This is a genomic window from Enterococcus sp. 4G2_DIV0659 (assembly GCF_002140715.2).
Lineage (GTDB): Bacteria > Bacillota > Bacilli > Lactobacillales > Enterococcaceae > Enterococcus_L > Enterococcus_L mansonii.
This window is the reverse complement of record NZ_NGLE02000001.1, coordinates 250444-269097: the sequence shown is the minus strand read 5'-3', so window position 1 is coordinate 269097 and position 18654 is coordinate 250444. Positions and strand designations below refer to the sequence as shown.

The following is an 18654-nucleotide window of genomic DNA, read 5'->3' as shown; positions in this document are numbered from 1 at the left end:
GTGTAACAAATGAAAAAAAGAATTGTAGTTGCACTAGGCGGTAATGCTATTTTAACAACAGATGCAAGTGCAAACGCACAAAAAGAAGCATTGATTCACACAGCACAATATTTAGTTGATTTTATTGAAGCAGGGCATGAATTGATTATTTCTCATGGTAATGGACCGCAAGTTGGTAATTTATTGTTGCAACAACAAAAAGGAGCCACAGAAAAAAATCCAGCAATGCCTTTAGATACAGCAGTTGCAATGACACAGGGTAGTATTGGTTATTGGTTGGAAAATGCCTTGGTTAATGAGTTAAAAAAAAGAAATATTTCAAAAAAAACAGTAACGCTTTTAACTCAAGTTGTTGTTAGTGAAACAGATCCCGCATTTCAATTACCAAGTAAACCAGTCGGTCCGTTTTTAAGTAAAGAGGAAATGAATAGTGAGAAAAAACAAACGAAAGCAACATATGTAGAAGATGCTGGTCGTGGTTTTCGTAAGGTTGTTCCTTCTCCTAAGCCGATAGATATTGTGGAGTATCCTGTGATAAAACAATTAGTAGAACATGGAATTATAACGATTGCTGGAGGTGGAGGCGGAATTCCTGTTGTCATGAAAGATGGAGGGTATCAAGGAATTGAAGCAGTCGTTGATAAAGATTTTGCTTCTGAAAAAATTGCTGCTTTGGTACATGCAGATATGCTAGTCATTTTAACAGGGGTTGATTATGTGAGTATTAACTTTAATCAACCAAATCAACTTGATTTAAATAAAGTAACAGTGGCTGAAATGGAGCGATATATCCAACAAAATCAATTTGCTCCAGGTAGCATGTTACCTAAAGTTCAAGCAGCGATTGCGTTTATTAAAGAAAATACGAATGGTAAAGCTGTTATCACTTCTTTAGAAAATATAAAAAAATTACTTGAAGAAGATACAGGCACGATTATTACTGCCTAGTTGAAAAAGAGTAGGGCAGAGCTAGTACCTACTCTTTTTTTCTGATATATTAACATATATCGCTTACATAAAAACTAATAAAGATAAAAGGAGTACATTCTTTATGAAATTAACAACCAGCAATCCTAAAAAAGATGGTTTTTGGGCACCAGCTGAATACGAGCGTCATGAAGAGACGTATATGATATGGCCAGAACGAGCAGACAATTGGCGAAATGGCGGGAAACCAGCTCAAGCAGCATATGCAGAGGTAGCTCAAGCAATTGCTTATTTCGAGCCAGTTACTATGTTAGTTTCTTCTAAGCAATATCAAAATGCACGTCAGATGTTGCCAGAATCAATTCGTGTCATGGAAATGAGCAATAATGATGCTTGGATCAAAGATTATGGGCCAGTTTATGTGGTTGATAAATGTGGTAGGATTCGTGGAGTAGACTGGAGATTTAATGCATGGGGAGGATTGCTTGACGGTTTGTATTTTCCTTGGGATCAAGATGATTTGATTGCAGAAAAGTTATGTGAATTTAATCGAATCGATTACTATAGATTAAGTGAGTTTATTTTAGAAGGTTGCTCAGTCCACTTAGATGGAGATGGAACTTTATACACGACAGAAGAAGTTTTGCTTTCAGAAGGCAGAAATGGCCAGCTTTCCAAGGTTGAGATTGAAGGTATTCTAATGGACTATTTTAACGTTCAGAAAATTATTTGGCTCAAGCAAGGCTATTTTTTAGATGAAACAAATGGAGATATTGATAATATGTTAAATATTGTCCGGCCAGGAGAACTTGTTTTAACATGGACAGATGACTCAGATGATCCGCAATATGAAATTTCTAAAAGTGCTTATGAACAATTAAAAAATGAGACAGATGCTAAAGGGAGAAAATTAGTCATTCATAAAATGCCAATGCCAGAACCAATGTATATAACGACGGAAGAAAGTGAAGGGGTAGATCCAATTAATGGTATGTTGCCACGATTTCCAGGTGATCGGTTAACCGCAAGTTATGTTAGTTATTACACAGCTAATGGTGGTATTATTTATCCATTATTTAATGATAAAAATGATTTGATTGCGCAAAATTTATTGGAGAACTTATATCCAGATCGTAAAGTTATGGGAGTTTTTGCGCGTGAAATTTTACTAGGCGGAGGCAACATTCACTGTATTGCACAAAGTATTCCTAAAACCTGTTAGGAGAGAAGAAGATGGACTTTTTTGAAGTAGTGACCCCTCATGTTTCAGAACTAACCAAAAATGAACACTTACTTTTTGATTATGTTGTAAAAAATTTAAATGAGATCAAAAATAAAAGCATTCGTGAAGTAGCTGATGATTGTTTTGTTTCAACGACTACCTTTCTACGTTTTGTTAGAAAGATTGGTTTTTCAGGATATAGTGAATTTATTACGGTCATCAAATATACTCTATTAAATCAAACAAAAGAAGAAAAAATTAGTCCTTTCGTTGTCTCACAAACGGACTATCGAGAAGAATATTTAAAAAATATCAATGAATCAGTTCGTGTAATTGATAAAAAGAGTTTAGATATAGTAGGACGGTACTTAAAAAAGAAACCAATCATTTATTTATTTGCTAAAGGAATGAATAAGCAGTTGATGCAATATGTCAAATATCTCTTCATAGCTGCTGGTTTTTTAGTTGTTTTCCCGGAAGATCAAGCGATGCGAGCGGTAGTAAGAAAACAGATTAAATCAACTGATATTATTTTTATTTTGACTTATCAAGGTAAGGATGAAGAATGGATTGAGTTGATGCAATATTTGAAAAATGTTGTACATCCACTGTTAGTTTCTATTACAGGAGCGGATAACAATGTGGTTCAAAACATGAGTGATGTTAATTTCTATGTTTTTACTGATGAATTGTTTCTAAATAAAATGGAGATAACCTCTCACATTTCTATGTTGGCAGTTTTGGAATTAATTTTGTATCAATATTTAGACAATGCAGAAGATGGAGAGTATCACTTGGTTTTTAAATAATTATTTTTTCCGAAATTACTATCAAGCTAGAACAAAAAAGGGAGCGAAACAAAACGAAAGAACAGTTTTGTTTCGCTCCCTAAATTTGAATAAATGGGGAGTAAAAAGTGAATTTTTCATAAATTCTCTCTTTTTCTTGGAGTTACCCCATTATATCTCGTCCTCTTTTTTTATTATAGTTTTCCATAATCATATGGATGCTTTGGTATAAATTTCAAAAATGAATATGCGGTAAGTGAGAGTGCAGATAAGGTTGCAGTTGTGACTAGGATTTTTATCATAGATCCTCTTTCCCTTCTGTTAGCATTTTTATAATTAAGTACTGATTTACAGCACATACGTGGACGGTAGGATTCGAACCTACACCTCATCGGGTCGAGAATAAACATCCGTTAGTCCTCAAAGAGTTATAACACCACGTTCATCCACAAAATTTATTGCTTGTTTACTATGATTAAACTATACCCTTAATAGATTAAATCAAACATAAAAAAAATCGAAAAAAGTGTGAATTCGTTTGAACTTGTTATGAAGAATAGGATGATACTTGGAGAATGGGTTAAGGAATTCTTACGATTCAACGTTTATGCTATAATAATTAATAAATTTCTGATTTTAGTTTTAAAAGAGAGAGGGAAGTAAATATGTGGAAAAGCAAAGAAGAGAAGATCGCAACGTATCAATTACTTGTTCAACAACAAGCTGCAATCAGCGAAATAGAGCATGATAAAATCGCTAACTTGGCAAATTCTTCAGCACTTTTGGCAGATGCCTTACCTAATACTGTTTTTGCAGGTTACTATTTATTTGACGGAAATGAATTAGTCTTAGGACCATTTCAAGGAAAAGTTTCTTGTACACGAATTAGTATGGGAAAAGGGGTTTGCGGGGAGGCTGCTGAAAAACGTCTAACGTTGTTAGTGGATGATGTGAAAAATCATAAAAATTACATCTCTTGTGATTCGGCTGCACGTTCTGAAATCGTCGTACCAATGGTTCAAGACGGCCAGCTTTTAGGTGTTTTAGACCTAGACAGTTCTGTAGTCAATGGTTATGATGAGATTGATCAAAAATATTTGGAGGCGTTCGTTGTTGCTTTATTGGAAAATACAGATTTTTCATGAACGTTGAGCTTGTCTTTCGCTTAATCTACACTGTCATGAGATAATTATGGAAAATAGATTGAGAGGATGAGAAGCATGTTAGAAGTATATTTAAATTTTAAAAATGAAGCGACTGAGGCAATTGCATTTTATGAAAGAGTATTTGATGTGACTTGTAAGGATAAAATGAGATTTGTGGATGCGCCTCAAGATCCAAATCATCCAATACCAGAAGAATGGAACGAACTTATTATGAATGCTTCTATGACCATTGAGGGAGTACCAGTTATGTTTTCTGATGTGCCAGATGGTATGGGCATGACATTTATTGAGGGCAACAATGTTTCTTTAGTTATTAATACAACAGATGAAATAAAAATTGATCGTCTTTTTGCGAGTTTATCAGAAGGCGGCAAGATTACAATGCCATTAGGAGAAACCTTTTGGTCAAAAAAATATGGGATGCTTGTAGATAAATTTGGCATTAATTGGATGTTTAATTTGGATGCTAGTGAGTAATAGCTGAATACAATAATTTTAGGATGATCGATGGACTATTTCTATAATCTGTCGATCGCCTTTTTGTGTAGGGGAAATAGTTGTTATTGTGAAATCCTAGAATGGCAGATCAGTAAAGACAAAACCTTTAAAAAAAAAACGAATTATGTTATACTATGTTAAGCGTATATTATGCTATTTAATCTTAACGGGGACGTTACGGATTCGACAGGCATAGTTGAGCTTGAATTGCGTTTCGTAGGTTACGTCTACGTAAAAACGTTACAGTTAAATATAACTGCTAAAAACGAAAACAATACTTTCGCTCTAGCTGCGTAAAAACAGCGAGTGAAGATCCTCCTGGCATCGCCCATGTGCTCGGGTAAGGGTCTCAAATGAAGTGGGATACGCTACATTTTTCCGTCTGTAAAATGTAGAAGAGATCATCAGACTAGCGAGAGTTTGGGCCTGTTATGCGGCATGAACTTCAGCGAAGCCTTAAAATAGTATGACTATGAACGTAGAAGTTTAAGTGGCAATGTGTTTGGACGCGGGTTCGACTCCCGCCGTCTCCATTCTTTTTATGGAGACAGACAGTAAAAACGTTGATGTACAGAGGTTTGTACAGCGTTTCTACTGTCTATTTTTTTGTTTGAAGTAGCTATTGAAGTAGTTTTAATTTACTGATTGACATAGTTAGCAAATTGGAGGGCTATTACATACTCAAAATTAGGAGCTTGTAAAATGATGACGCTAAGTTGTATAACTAAAATTTGTAAGATAATGATGCTAAGAATTTTATCAAAGAAAAGAATGGTAATATACGATTTACGCAGAGCTAAAAAAAAGTCTCTACAGTAAAACCTAAGGGCTTAAATAGGTTTAAAGCGTTTTTGAAAATGGATACAATTCTGAATTTAAATTATGGAAAAAGTTTTAACCAGTGCAATAAATACTTTTTCGTCGAACTTAGTAGTTTGCGGGACTATTTTATGGTTTTTTTGTATAAATAAATCCAGAACCAAATCATCGTACGAGGTATTATTTAATACTTGGTTAAAACCAATCAAAATTTTTTTACAACCCATATTGTTCATTATTTTGTTTTACATTTGTAGATTGAAATTCTTCGATTGATTTATCATAAGGATGATAATTTTGGCCGTTTGCGGTAAGTGTACCATCAACTTCTTTTATCGTTTCTTGCTTCACTCCGTTTACTACAGTAATCATTAATAATCGTCCATCAGGTGTTTGAGAAAATTCAATGCTTTCAGGTGTGGAAGTTACTAATCCAGTGCCGATTAATGGTGTAGAATTTGTTTTAATAATAATTTCAGTTAAATTTATAGAGAAAAGTAAAAAAGTGAAGAGTATTAGATTGAAATCTAACATAGTACGAGAAAGAGGTTCAATTCCTAGGTTCTTTCTTATTCGTGTTCTAATATGTATCATAAAGCGAACCATAGAATCAGGAGATACAGCCAGTTTTCTTCATAAAATCTGACTTCGTTCATCACAACCTCATATGTATTTTTGAAATTTTTTGTATGCTTCGATTAGATTTATGTCATATCGCTCCATTTTTTCAAATGAAACAATTCGACATTTCTTATTTCATCATAGTGTACCTTTTGTAGTCCGATCATCAATCCAAGTTCATCAAACCCTTCTACAAATCCGATAGTATCATCGTTGTAATTGCCTTCTGAATCAACTATTTCAAGTTGAATAGTGACTTGTCGGTTATTATTAAAAGCAAATTCAAGCAATTGTCCAATTTCACCTTCAGTCATTCTTCTTTTTTGAGGTATATTTTTTTTTGCTGCTGTTTTTTCTTTATCTATTATTGACGTGTGTTCAGATAGGTAAAAGCCATTCCATTTCTTTATACCTCTGTCCTGATAATCGTTAAAATAGGGATCAGATAAATCTATTTTAGATGGCATAATGACCATCCTTTCTATATATTATTCTTGAATACCATCCATTCCTCCAGCATGACCTCCAACAAGAGAAGCTCTTGAAACGGCAGTTCCTCCTTTTGTTATTGAGTTTGCATGGATAAGTGACGTATATCCGTATTTTTTTCTAATAGTGTCAATTAATAAGTCTAGTTTTAAATCTTGAACTTGCTCGTTTGGATCATGAAATAAGTCTAACTGTACGCTATCGGTGTATACAAGGTGAGAATAGGTAATTCCAACATGACGTATCTCTTGACCTTGCCAATTTTGTCTAAAAAGTTCAAGACAATATGTCGTTAATAGTTTTGTGCTGCTGGTAACTGGAATTTTGAGTTGTTGATGAAACCCTTTTTTACCTTTTGAATCTAGATAACCTATGGAATAGCCTATGAATAAACTGACGCACTTTGTTTGTGCATGGTGCCGTCTGATTCTTGCTGCAACTTGATCGGTCATTTCTCTAATCACTACTTCAATTTCTTCTTTCTTTAAATAGTCTCTCGGCAATATTTGGCTATTACTGTAAGATTTTTCTCTTGGCGTGTAGGTGTCTGATAATTTACTTCGATCGATTCCCCAAGCATGTGCGTGTAATTGTTGACCGATAATGCCTATTCGTTCTTTAAGTAGATATTGATTTGCATGTGCTAAATCATATACGGATTTTATACCAAATAGTTCTAAACGTTTTGCTGTCCGATTTCCGATTCCCCACATTTCGGTGATAGGGTGAATTTTCCACACTGTCTCAGGAACATCTTCGTATCTCCACTCAGCGACAAAATCACGATTGTACTTTGCTGCATTATCTAATGCGAGCTTTGCGAGGAGAGGGTTATCGCCAATCCCCACAGTAACATACAAACCTGTTTCATCATAAATACGTCTTTGGATTTTTCTTGCTAACTCATAGGAGGTTGAAGCAAAAAGATGTTTACTGGCAGTGATATCTAAAAAAGATTCATCGATAGAATAAATAAGTAAATCTTCTTCAGCAACATAAGTTTTATAAATACTGTTGATTTTCATATTTTCCTCTATATAAAGCTTCATGCGAGGTGGAACGATTTTTAACTCTGGATGATCAGGTAAGTCCCATTTTCTCATCACATTTGACACCCCTAGCTTTTTTTTTGCCATTGGTGAGGAAGCTAGGACAAGACCACTGGTATTTTCTGAGTGACTCATTACAACAAGCATTTCTCTCAAAGGATGAAGTCCTCTTTGTACACATTCAACTGATGCATAAAATGATTTAACATCAATACACAAGACATCTCTGCGATCTTCTTTGTTATAGTCAAATTTCATAATGTTCACCTCAAAATAGAATTATGATGTGAATTTATTATACGAACGTTAGTTCTGTTTGTCTAGCATAAGATACTTGTCTAAAAGATAAAAGTTCATAATTTTTTTACACTGAATACAACTAATTTAGAGCCTGTGTGAATCAAAAATAAGGAATAGTATGTAAATAGTTAATCCAAAGGACAGGTCTTTTTTTATTACTTTATAAAAAATGTTGTTATTTTAATTAATAAGTATGTATTATTCATAAAAAAAACAAACCTGTCCGTGTTAGTCCGATCAGGTTTGTTTCGCTACTTTGGAATGAAGTAAATATCTCTATAATTCTATCTGAACAAGAGAGTTACTTTGGCACATTGGACAGGCAACTTTTTCTCCTGGATGATAAGTCAAGACAAATGAGTACTTACATAGTAAACAAGAATAGCGATAAATGAGATGTTTTTTTTGTTTTTTAAATATTTTCATGAGGTATATTCTAACGTAAAAAGAATGGAAAATCAAAATATTAGAACGATCTTTTAGTTTTTCTAAAAATCTGCATGGGTAAAAGAGTTTTTCTTGGTCGTTTAGTGCTCTATGACTCTTAAATTCTGATATAATAACGTAGGTATAACGAGGAGGAAAATTCAAATGTTAGGATATGTATATCTGGTTATTGCAATAATAAGCGAAGTCATAGCGACCAATTTATTAAAGGCAACAGATGGATTTAGCAAACTTTTACCATCGCTAGAATGTTTGATTGTATATATCGTTTGTTTTTATAGTTTATCTAAAGCAATCACATATATTCCGCTAAATGTAGCGTATGCATTATGGGGAGCGGTAGGTATCATTTTGATTACCCTTTTTTCTGTCATTTATTGGAAAGAACAAATCAATCTGCCAACCATTATCGGCATTGGATTTATCATTATTGGTACGGTTTTAGTCAATATATTTGGTACTGGTCATTAAGTAAAAATCCAATCGTCTAAAAAGTTAGTAGCGTTCAAAAAAGATCATCATTGAGATATATTTTCTCTAATGAATGATCTTTTTTTGTTATCTAATCAACATTATTTATCAGAAAGTTGATTTCTTCGAATCCATCTATTTAAAATAAGAAAACCAGCTAATAAGAGTGAAAAAAGAGTAGATAGTTTTTGGATAGTTGTTTTTTTATAAGAAATAGTCACTGTGTGAATTCCTTTTGGCAGTTTGACTGCCACTACGCCATCTTTGTTATAGTATTGAATCACTTTCTGGTTGTCTTTAACCTCGTAACCGATGTAATAAAATTTAGGGAGTTGCACTTCTTGCGTCCCATTTGTACGCAAAATATATTGGTCATAGTTATATTTTGTCAACGTTTGACTTGGTGAATTTTCATAAGGAACGCCGTCAAGAAATAGTGTAGGAGAGCTAAAATATTTCTTGAAATCGGTATCTTTTACTAGGTATTCTTTTCCATGACCAATCTCAGATTCATAGAAACTAGTCACATTTTTATTCGTAACAGTTAGGTTGTTTTGGACCATACTTTTTTCTATATTATTCATATTAAAACTAAGCGTTAGAAAACTCGATAGTCCAAGCAATATAAGAACATTTTTAGTAGAAAGTAAGTGAAACTGCTCCATTAGACAAACGGCAAGCAAACTAGTGAAAAAAGACGTAAACAGTAACAATCTCCAGGGAAATTGAATTGTTGCTAATATAGATACTTTAAACAGTGCCCATGGGAAAATGTTTGTAGCAAGTCCTATTGAACAGATAGCTAATAGAGTAAGTTTTTTATTGGTAGGCGTCAGTTTAGGATAGCAACACAAAGCAATCACCACTGTTCCGAGCAACAGTAAACCTATATTTGGTTTTAAATCTGTGAAAGGAGCACTCATTGAAGAAAGACTGTTTACAAACAAGTCTCCTAAACTAAAATTCAACCCAGTAGCCCATAATTGTACTTTGCTAAAATTAAATATTGTATGATAAACCTGTTCAAAATAAGGCAACAGAAACCATGCGGATAATCCAATAGCCAAAGCTCCTGATTTGAGTAAATTTTGAATTTGAGCCCATTGACATTTTTTCCATTGAATTAAGATGAAAGCCACGAGAAATATAAAGGAATACAAAGCTGTGATTAAATGACTCGCGATGAGTAAACTCATGCTGATGCCTAGTAATTGCCACCTCTGTGTATTTGTATAAAAAATTGAGTAGATACTTAATACTAATAATGGCAAAATGCTAAATGCCAAGGTTTCTCCAAGCGCAGCTCTTACAGATTGATCGATCAAACGATAGGTAGACAATGTATAAAAACAAGAAAATAAAAGAGCCATTTTATTTGACTGTTTGATTGAATACATAAAATAATATGCAGTGCTTGCAGTAATGAAGCTAATTAGTAGCTGGTACAAATAATAAGAGGCAACAAAGTCGATGCCAATGATTCTAAATAAAGCAAAAGGGAATAGTAGAATTGATGGATAAAATAAATCTGCGGCATAACCAAAGTTTAACCCCATATTTTGAAATACTCTTGGGAAAAAATTCAAATGCTTTACTGCTTGGTAATAACTTTCCAGTCTTGTTCGATGGAAGAGAAGATCGTCTTGGCTAAAAATGGAATCATTTAAGAAATAAGGAAAGATTGAAACGAGACTGATTCCTAATAAAATCGTTACTATAACGAAGGGTGCTTTGGTTATGTTAGTTTTCACGTTATTACTCCTAGATCATATCATTTTCTTTATTTTACCAGAAAATGAGGTATTTGGATAAGGTAAGATAATGGGGGCTAGGGAACAATAATAATAGATACAAACTAGAAGAATAAACCATTAAATTAAAGGATGAGATGAGGAATAGGTAAGCTAAGCCCAGCAAAAAAAGGAAGATGTTTTTATATAAGATTTGAGTAAATAAAAACGCTCGAACTTAAGGGTTGATATTAATTACAATATGTAGTATTATAAATGTACCCTAACAGTATTTTCATTTTACTCACTTTGAGTAATACTCCTTATCCCACCTTGAGAAAGGTGGGATATTCTTGTTTTATGGATGTTTAATAAGGATTAACTTTCTTTTAATAATCCAACTGTATAGTTTTTCAGCATTTTTTCGCTATCTCTTTCATGGGTCAACATCTTTACTTCTTTTTTTACATTGTTTGCATGAGCAATATCTCCAGCGTTTTCTAATAGATGAATAAAGTCATAAACGCGCTCCATATAAATTGGTTCACCCTCAAGAAGATAGTTTAAAAGATTATTTAGATATTGTAAGTTCAATTTAAAATGATAATTTTCATTTTGTTTATCTTGTTTTTTTGCCAATTTAATCATTTTTTCCGCACCATCGTAATCTTTAGCATATAACTTTAAAGAAATTAGATTAATTAGGATATTAAGAGCGAATTTCTTCGTAGTGAAATCTCGTTGCTCTTCAAATTTAATTGGAAACATTTTGGCAATAAGCAAATCAGCTTCTTTAGCGTTGAGAAAGCGAATAAGATTACTTGTAATAACATAATCGTATTGAAGATAAAACGATTTATTTAATAGTTCGTTTAAAGTAGTGGTAATTTCTTCTGGAGTAATTTCGTCAACTTCATGCCAATGTATATGGAAAAAATTCTTAATTGCGATGTAATTTGATAATTCTCGCAATGTTTTTTTTTCTTTACTTACTAGTGAAAAATAATAGCTTAGTAATTTTTGCTTAGTACTTTTATTTTCTAAATGATTAGCACAATAATAAAAGTATTTTCTAAAGTTTTGTTGTTCTTTATCAAAAGTTGCGAAATTGAAAAATTCTTCAGTATTGATAGATATATGGCTCAGTATTTCTTCTAGTTCACTTACTTTCAAGGAACGTCGGTGACTTTCGATTTTTGAATATGTTGATGGATCCGTATAATCAGGCATCATTTCTTTTTGTGTGAGTTTTAGTTTCAATCTAAAAAAACGTAAAGTATCTATGATATTCAAGGGTTTCCCTCCTTTGTTATGCGATTATAGCATAACATTAGTCTTTAATTGCTTTTTTTTATAAAAAATTGTGATATTTTTATGTTTTACATGCTAATTTCGCATTTTGAAAATTTTTTACTTTCCATTTTCAACTTTGTTTGTTATTCTTTACTTAAGGAAAATTATTTGTTTGCAAACACTGGTTTTTTTGAAAATTAAGTAGGAGGTGTTTTGAATGGTTTCTTTTTTGGCGTTAGTATCAGGAGCTATTAGTGTCTATGTCATTTGTGCTGGAGGCTAAAAGTGTATTTTTTCTTTGATTTTAAATAATCAAAACAATTCTTGTAAACAAACAATTTAACTAAAAAAAACTAAAATGTATTAGTAAAAAGTGCGTAACAAAAAAAAGTGCGAAATAATAGCTTCTGATTTACTTTTCCTGTTGAATGAAGTAAATCAGAGGCTGTTATTTGTTTTGCTCACGCTACTCTTTTAAATCCTCAGAAAGTACATATTCTTCTATGGCGTATTTAGTGGCCAAGGCTTTTGAAAACATTTTTTCTTGGACAAGTTTCATATAATTAAAAAATAGAATGTCATTTTCAGTAGGGGGTTCTTTAGATAAGACCTCTTTGTTATATGTTAAAGGGACTGCTTCTGAAAAAAAATAGGAATCATTTTTGGAAATAGAGAGTCTCAATGTATCGCCAAATAAAATATCATTTTTTTCAGAAAACGAATCTTGTTTTAGGTCGATCAGCCAAGTGTTGTGAAAACTTGTGGTTATTTTGATTAAGTTTTGCGCCATTGTTTATCCTCCAATTTGATAAAATACTAAGTGTTCTTTTTTATTATATCAAAAAGTGCTCAATTTTAAACATAAAGATTTTATCCCTTTAAATACTGTGTGGATAGCATAATAAAGTCAATGGTAGCAGAAGTTGGATGAATATTGTTTATCTTTTAATAGTTTGCTATGATAAAACGAGCGAAAATCAAAGGAGAAAGCACATGAAGAAAATCACCACTAAAATGTTTACCCTATTGCTAGAAAATAAGGATGAGCGATTTGTAGTTGTTATCAATCATTGGTTTTATTACATAGAAAAGGGACGTATTTATCGCTTTCAACAACATAGTAATACAAAAATGATTGCCTTGTTAGGAACATTTTATGACGGCGAGATTGATAATGAATCAATGCTTACAGAGGTGAAAAAAAGCATTATCAATCAAATTCAATACGATTGGTTTACAGACGTGTGGAAAGAGACGATTGTTGAACGAGTTAGCCAAATTCCATATGAATTAGAAGCATTTTTCTTTTGAGTTAAAAAAGAAAAATACTTGTGCATATCATTTGTAAAAGTCAAAACGGGAGAGTAATATGAACGTATCCTAACAATAAACTTTTTTTCATTTACTCTCATGAGTAAAACTCCTTGCCTATCTTCTAGAGAAGATAGGTTTTTTTGTTCAAAAAGGATAAGATGAACAGGAAGGATCAAGTAAGTGAACACTTAATATTTGTTGTAATTTAGCTGGAATTTTGCTAAAATAATTTTATATTAATAATAATGGTTGGGCGAAAGCTTCAAGGATCGGGTTCTTCAAGGGGTGAGAAGAACGATTTTTTGAACTTACGTCCTTTTTTATTTTTTATTTGTAAAGAGTAATAGGGATAGCTTATGTTTTTGATTTCTAAAAACATGATATATTCCTTTTTTAAATGTCTAAAAATATGTTTGAAATACTCTTTAGGTTATACTAACAATAGGTACCTATTATGGAAATGACAGGGGTGAAGAAATGGTTTTAGAAGCGTTAGATCGAATTCGTGAAGCTGAGGAAAAAGTTGAATCAATGAGACAAAAAACAAGAGAAGAATTGATTGCCTACGAACAAAAAAAGTCAGCAAGTCTTAAGAAGCAACAAGAAGACAGTCAAGAAAAAGTAACGACATTCCTTCACGAATTTGAAATGAAAAGGACAGACGAACTCCAAAAAGAAAAAGAAATTTTGCTCAAGGATGCGAAGAATCAAGACCAAGAGTTTAGAGAAAAATATCAAAAGAACAAAGAAACAATGATTGATCACGTAATAGAAAGGGTGAAAGAAATCTATGGCAGTCAATAAAATGGAAAAAATGACGATTATTGCCGCTGCAGAAAAAGAAGAGAACATTCTTCAGCTGATTCAAGGCTTGCAAACAATCGAGATCAAAGATTTTTTTCATTCGAATGTAGATAGCTCTTATGTAAAAGAACACTTTTCTTCAACAATGATGCCAATGGATAATACAAAAAAGAAACGCTATCAAACAATGCTTACAGAGATTCAAGAAGCGCTTATTTTTATAGAACGATATGCGCCGAGTAATGCTAAAAAGAAATCGTTAAAAAGACAAGTATCTACATTGTCTTTGCTTGAAGAATCATTTGATGAACAAACTATTAACCGCTATTTAAGCGAAATAGCTACCTTAAAAAAAGAGTTAACGCTCATTGAATCAACACGAAAAGAGTTACACGCCAAAGAAGAATGGCTGACACGTTGGCAGTATTTAGATATTGTTCCACGAAATAATTCCTTAGAAACAACAGCTATTTTATTAGGTACAATCAATACAGCGAATCAGACTGTTTTTTTGTCTGATATGAAAAATGTGGATTCCGTCTATGTAGAAGAAATCTATCATAGCCCAAATCACGTTTATTACAGTTTGATTTATCTAAAAAGCCAACAGATGGCTGTAACAGAGGTGACAGCGCGATATAGTTTTCAACCCTTTGACTATCCATATGATGTGTTACCTAAAGAGGCATATCTTAAAAACAAATCCGAACTTGTGCAGTTAGTAGAAGAAGAAAAAGAGTTGAAGACACGTTTATCTACTGTTAGAAATTATTTAACAGAGTTATATCAAGCGGAAGAAATGACCTATGCATACATTCACAGAGAAGCCGCTAAAAAACATTTATTGAATACTTCTTATTTTGTTTTGATGCAAGGATGGATTCCAGTTGACGAAAAAGCTGCACTAACGTTAGCGTTGCAAGAAGAACATCTTGAAAGTGAAGTCTATGTGGCGTTTGATCAGCCATCCGATGAAGAGATTAAAAAAGATATTCCTGTTAAGTTGAAAAACAATAGTTTAGTAGCGCCTTTTGAAATGTTGACTGAAATGTATAGTTTACCAAAATATGATGAAATTGATCCAACACCGATTATGACTCCTTTTTATATGGTATTTTTCGGTATGATGGTAGCTGATATAGGTTATGGTGTGTTGATGCTTCTTGGTGCATTTCTGGCTCGTAAATTAATCGTTTTGCCAAGAGAGATGAAACGTTTTGCAGATTTCTTTTTGATTTTATCTTTTCCCACAATTATATGGGGTTTTATATATGGTTCATTTTTTGGTGCATCATTGCCTGCATCTATCGGTGGTATCAACTTACCATTTCCTATCTTATCAACGACAGAAGATGTCAATACAATTTTAATCCTGTCTGTTATTTTTGGATTTATCCAATTAATGACTGGTTTGATGGTCAATGGCATCGAATTAACCAAGCGTAAGCGTTATTTAGAAAGTATTGGTGAAAGTTTCGCTTGGCAAGGGTTGCTAGTCGGGATTTTGATTGCTGTGTTAGGGATGTTAATTCTTGATAATGATGGTGTTGTTATGGCTGGTGTGATTGTTTCTGTGATTTCAGCGGTTTCGATTGTTATCGTTCCTATTTTCCAAACAAAATCTAAAGTAAAAGGATTGGCCAAAGGATTGTATGGTTTGTATGGTTTAACGGGCTATATTGGCGATTTAGTAAGTTATACGCGTTTGATGGCTCTAGGAATTTCGGGTGGAAGTATTGCTGCGGCTTTTAATATGCTAGTAGCATTTATGCCGCCAGTAGCTCGTTTTACAGTCGGAATAGTGTTGATTGTTGCCTTACATGCGTTGAATCTCTTTTTAAGCTTGTTGAGTGCTTATGTTCATGGTGCTCGATTGCAGTATGTAGAGTTCTTCGGAAAATTTTATACTGGTGGCGGTCGCGCGTTTCAGCCGTTAAAAACGGAAGAGAAATACATGAATATTGAAAAAAAATCAAAAGTCAAAAAATAGTGGAGGAATAAGAGTATGATTGATTATTTAATTAACAACAATGGTGGAATTATTTTTGCAGTTTTAGGAATGGCAATGGCAACAATTTTAGCTGGGATTGGCTCAGCTAAAGGAGTAGGCTTTACTGGTGAGGCAGCGGCGGCACTAACAACAGAACAGCCTGAAAAATTTGGTCAAGCGTTGATTTTACAATTACTTCCAGGTACACAAGGCTTGTATGGATTCGTTATTGCCTTTTTGATTTTTATCAACTTGGACAATAGTATGTCAATGGTTCAGGGAATGGATTATTTTGTTGCATCACTGCCAATTGCCTTCGCAGGTCTTTTTTCCGGAATCGCTCAAGGACGTGTAGCGGCGGCTGGTATTCAGATTTTGGCGAAAAAACCAGAACATGCAACTAAAGGAATCATCTACGCTGCAATGGTTGAAACATATGCGATTCTTGGGTTTGTTATCTCATTTTTACTTGTACTAAATGTGAAGTAACAGGAGGAAAAATATGGATGCAATTGAAAAAATTGTCGAACAAATTCTAGAAAAAGGTCAAGCCGAAGTTGAAGCATTACAACAAACTGAAACCCAACGTATTGATCAGGAATTTCAAGAACAAGAAGAGGCGCTTTTTTTGCAAGAGAGTACGATGATCAAAAAAAATGAAGTACAAGCCGATAAAGCGTTTAAACAAAAGCAAAATCGTCAACAACTAGAAATCAAGCAAGCGACATTGAATAAAAAACAAGGCTATCTGGAACAACTGTTTTCTGAATCAATTGAACGCATGAACCACTGGACTGAAGTTGAATTTCAAAACTTTGCACAACAAATTATTGCGCAGTTGCCGTTCGAAGGAGAAGCAATCATACGATTAGGTGAGTTTTCAAAAGAAAAACTCACTGAACAATGGCTATCAGAGCACTCAACTGAGCAAATTAGACTTGTGCTGGCAAGTGAAACAATCGCTGGTGTCGGAGGTTTTGTTGTAGCTAAAGCTGGGATTGAGTATAACTTTTTATTTCCAATTTTGGTTCAGGAAGTAAAGAAAATAGAGAGCTTTCATATCGCAGAAATGTTGTTTAACTAAGTGCAACAATGTAGCCGCTTTGACAATTTTTGAAAAGCAAAGCGGTTTGCTCCATTTTTTATGATAGGAGGATCATGATGAAAGAAACTGCGTACAATCAAATCAATCCTTTGATTCGTCTGAAAGAAACAGAGCTTTTGAGTAATACTCAGTATGAGCAACTATTACATGCTAAAAGCATAGAAGAACTGAAAGATAGTTTGAAGAACACTGTTTATGGCAATTACATGCTTGATGATTTCGTTGAGCGTTTTGAATATATCTATGCAAATGAAAAAGGAAAATTATACGAATGGCTGTATGAAATGGCACCAGAGCCTGAAGTTGTAACGATTTATACATCACGATTGACTTTTCATAATTTAAAAGTGTTAACGAAAGCAGAAGTGACTGGCAAAGAGTTAGAATATTTGTTTATTTACGATGGTTGTTATTCCTTGGAGACTGTTAAGAGTGCTATCCATACTCGAATGTCTACAGAACTACCTGAATTTCTAATGACTGCAATTAATGAGGTGTTAGATTATTTACAAGAATCTAATTTACTCCAGGCAATTGATATTATGTATGATCGAAGTTTTTTAACCTATCAACGACAGTTAGCTGAAAAGTTAGGGAACCAAGATATCTTGAATGAAGTAATGGCTTTTATTGATTTGACTAACATTTCAACTATGGCCAGAGGGATTATTCAAGAGCAACACGAAAACTTTTTATCTACGGTATTATCAAGTTCAGGAAGTATTCCTAAAGAGCAGTTTTTAGCTTATACAGGACAATCATTAGCTACATTTACCGATTTTGTATTGACAACGACTTACGGTAGACTTGTTGGATCAAGTGTTTCACCGGAAACGAAAGAACTTGATTTGGTTATTTTTGAAAAAATTAAAGATGACTATCTAACCAGGATGTATGAGAAAGCAAAAGTTGTTGCTTTTGGTCCCTTACCGTTACTTGCCTTTTTGAATGCGAAAGAAGTTGAATGGAAAAATTTGCGTTTGATTTTAGTCGGGAAGCGAAGTAATTTCCCTGTAGAAGTTATTAGAGAAAGGATGCGGATAACAGATGGCACATAAAATTGGTGTGATTGGTGATAGGGATTCTGTTATGCCGTTTAAGTTTTTTGGTTTTGAGGTCGTCTATGCCATTTCTGCAAAACAAGTGAGAGAAACGATTGAGTCAATGGCAAAAAATCAATTTGGTGTGATTTTTATTACAGAGGATGCATCAGTATTAGCTACAGAAACAATCGAACGTTATAAAAGTGAAGTAACACCTGCGATTATCTTGATACCAAGCCATAATGGTACGAAAGGGATTGGATTGAAAGAAATTCAGGATAACGTAGAAAGAGCTGTTGGACAAAATATTTTATAAGTAATTGAAATAGGTATTTATGTAATCCAGCTTCACAGGCTAATTCCTCGGAAAAAAGAAAAAATAAGCGGAGTCGAAGACCGACTCAGACATATTTTTCTATTTTTCGTTCGGAATCAAACGAGCCTGCTCAGCTTTTTGTGTAGTCTAGCTTTACAGGCTAATTCCTCGGAAAAAAGAAAAAATAAGCGGAGTCGAAGACCGACTCAGACATATTTTTCTATTTTTCTATCGGAATCAAACGAGCCTGCTCAGCTTTTTG

At 33.4% G+C, this 18654-nt stretch carries 19 protein-coding genes, 1 other RNA gene and 1 other annotated feature; of the genes, 14 read left to right on the top strand and 6 right to left on the bottom strand.

Annotation, left to right across the window (positions count from 1 at the left end; translation table 11 throughout):
- The first annotated feature begins 9 nt into the window (after positions 1-9).
- The 6 genes from arcC (at position 10) to ssrA (ending at position 5137) form a co-directional block, all read left to right on the top strand.
- A complete protein-coding gene (arcC, locus tag A5880_RS01260; protein ID WP_086330269.1) occupies positions 10-948 on the top strand; it encodes a carbamate kinase in 939 nt (312 codons plus the stop codon).
- Between the two features lie 103 nt (positions 949-1051).
- Positions 1052-2149, top strand: a complete 1098-nt coding sequence (gene aguA / locus A5880_RS01255) for an agmatine deiminase (RefSeq protein ID WP_086330268.1) — start codon at positions 1052-1054, stop codon at positions 2147-2149.
- A gap of 11 nt (positions 2150-2160) precedes the next feature.
- On the top strand, positions 2161-2958 hold the full coding sequence (locus A5880_RS01250; RefSeq protein WP_086330267.1) for a MurR/RpiR family transcriptional regulator: 798 nt from the start codon (positions 2161-2163) through the stop codon (positions 2956-2958).
- A 644-nt stretch (positions 2959-3602) separates the two neighbouring features.
- Complete coding sequence (locus A5880_RS01245) at positions 3603-4082, top strand: GAF domain-containing protein (RefSeq protein WP_086330266.1); 480 nt, start codon at positions 3603-3605, stop codon at positions 4080-4082.
- A gap of 66 nt (positions 4083-4148) precedes the next feature.
- Positions 4149-4580, top strand: coding sequence for a VOC family protein (locus tag A5880_RS01240; protein WP_179190387.1), 432 nt, complete (start codon positions 4149-4151; stop codon positions 4578-4580).
- Between the two features lie 189 nt (positions 4581-4769).
- Positions 4770-5137: a transfer-messenger RNA gene (gene ssrA, locus A5880_RS01235) on the top strand.
- 499 nt (positions 5138-5636) lie between these two features.
- Here ssrA and A5880_RS01230 read toward each other — a convergent pair.
- The 3 genes from A5880_RS01230 to A5880_RS01220 form a co-directional block, all read right to left on the bottom strand.
- Positions 5637-6014 (bottom strand): hypothetical protein, encoded by a 378-nt coding sequence (locus A5880_RS01230; RefSeq protein ID WP_143353632.1) that lies wholly within the window; start codon positions 6012-6014, stop codon positions 5637-5639.
- 110 nt (positions 6015-6124) lie between these two features.
- Positions 6125-6508, bottom strand: a complete 384-nt coding sequence (locus A5880_RS01225) for a hypothetical protein (protein ID WP_086330263.1) — start codon at positions 6506-6508, stop codon at positions 6125-6127.
- A gap of 21 nt (positions 6509-6529) precedes the next feature.
- A complete protein-coding gene (locus tag A5880_RS01220; protein WP_086330262.1) occupies positions 6530-7837 on the bottom strand; it encodes a Y-family DNA polymerase in 1308 nt (435 codons plus the stop codon).
- Positions 7838-8470: 633 nt separating this feature from the next.
- Here A5880_RS01220 and A5880_RS01215 point away from each other — a divergent pair.
- Positions 8471-8797 (top strand): DMT family transporter, encoded by a 327-nt coding sequence (locus tag A5880_RS01215; RefSeq protein WP_086330261.1) that lies wholly within the window; start codon positions 8471-8473, stop codon positions 8795-8797.
- A gap of 101 nt (positions 8798-8898) precedes the next feature.
- On the opposite strand, the gene A5880_RS01210 is transcribed toward A5880_RS01215, so the two are convergent.
- The 3 genes from A5880_RS01210 to A5880_RS01200 all read right to left on the bottom strand — a co-directional run bounded on the left by A5880_RS01210 (position 8899) and on the right by A5880_RS01200 (position 12610).
- Positions 8899-10548 (bottom strand): YfhO family protein, encoded by a 1650-nt coding sequence (locus A5880_RS01210; RefSeq protein ID WP_086330260.1) that lies wholly within the window; start codon positions 10546-10548, stop codon positions 8899-8901.
- Between the two features lie 357 nt (positions 10549-10905).
- On the bottom strand, positions 10906-11820 hold the full coding sequence (locus tag A5880_RS01205) for a helix-turn-helix domain-containing protein (RefSeq protein WP_086330259.1): 915 nt from the start codon (positions 11818-11820) through the stop codon (positions 10906-10908).
- A gap of 466 nt (positions 11821-12286) precedes the next feature.
- Positions 12287-12610, bottom strand: coding sequence for a hypothetical protein (locus A5880_RS01200; protein ID WP_086330258.1), 324 nt, complete (start codon positions 12608-12610; stop codon positions 12287-12289).
- 203 nt (positions 12611-12813) lie between these two features.
- On the opposite strand from A5880_RS01200, the gene A5880_RS01195 reads away from it, so the two are divergent.
- The 7 genes from A5880_RS01195 (at position 12814) to A5880_RS01165 (ending at position 18392) form a co-directional block, all read left to right on the top strand.
- Complete coding sequence (locus A5880_RS01195; RefSeq protein WP_086330257.1) at positions 12814-13131, top strand: hypothetical protein; 318 nt, start codon at positions 12814-12816, stop codon at positions 13129-13131.
- Between the two features lie 250 nt (positions 13132-13381).
- Positions 13382-13429: a sequence feature (sodium ion sensor (DUF1646 type); this cis-regulatory element may regulate processes involved in with the transportation of sodium ions), on the top strand.
- A 182-nt stretch (positions 13430-13611) separates the two neighbouring features.
- Entirely contained in the window at positions 13612-13938 is a 327-nt protein-coding gene (locus tag A5880_RS01190) for a hypothetical protein (RefSeq protein ID WP_086330256.1), read from the top strand.
- The gene (locus tag A5880_RS01185; RefSeq protein ID WP_086330255.1) at positions 13925-15928 is read left to right on the top strand and encodes a V-type ATP synthase subunit I; all 2004 of its coding nucleotides are present in this window, start codon (positions 13925-13927) and stop codon (positions 15926-15928) included. The genes A5880_RS01190 and A5880_RS01185 overlap by 14 nt, the downstream gene beginning before the upstream one ends.
- A 15-nt stretch (positions 15929-15943) precedes the next feature.
- Positions 15944-16417, top strand: a complete 474-nt coding sequence (locus A5880_RS01180) for a V-type ATP synthase subunit K (protein ID WP_086330254.1) — start codon at positions 15944-15946, stop codon at positions 16415-16417.
- A gap of 13 nt (positions 16418-16430) precedes the next feature.
- Positions 16431-17012, top strand: a complete 582-nt coding sequence (locus A5880_RS01175) for a V-type ATP synthase subunit E (protein ID WP_086330253.1) — start codon at positions 16431-16433, stop codon at positions 17010-17012.
- A gap of 77 nt (positions 17013-17089) precedes the next feature.
- On the top strand, positions 17090-18091 hold the full coding sequence (locus A5880_RS01170) for a V-type ATPase subunit (RefSeq protein ID WP_086330252.1): 1002 nt from the start codon (positions 17090-17092) through the stop codon (positions 18089-18091).
- Complete coding sequence (locus tag A5880_RS01165) at positions 18081-18392, top strand: V-type ATP synthase subunit F (protein WP_086330251.1); 312 nt, start codon at positions 18081-18083, stop codon at positions 18390-18392. Before A5880_RS01170 ends, A5880_RS01165 begins: the two co-directional genes overlap by 11 nt.
- Positions 18393-18654: the final 262 nt, after the last annotated feature.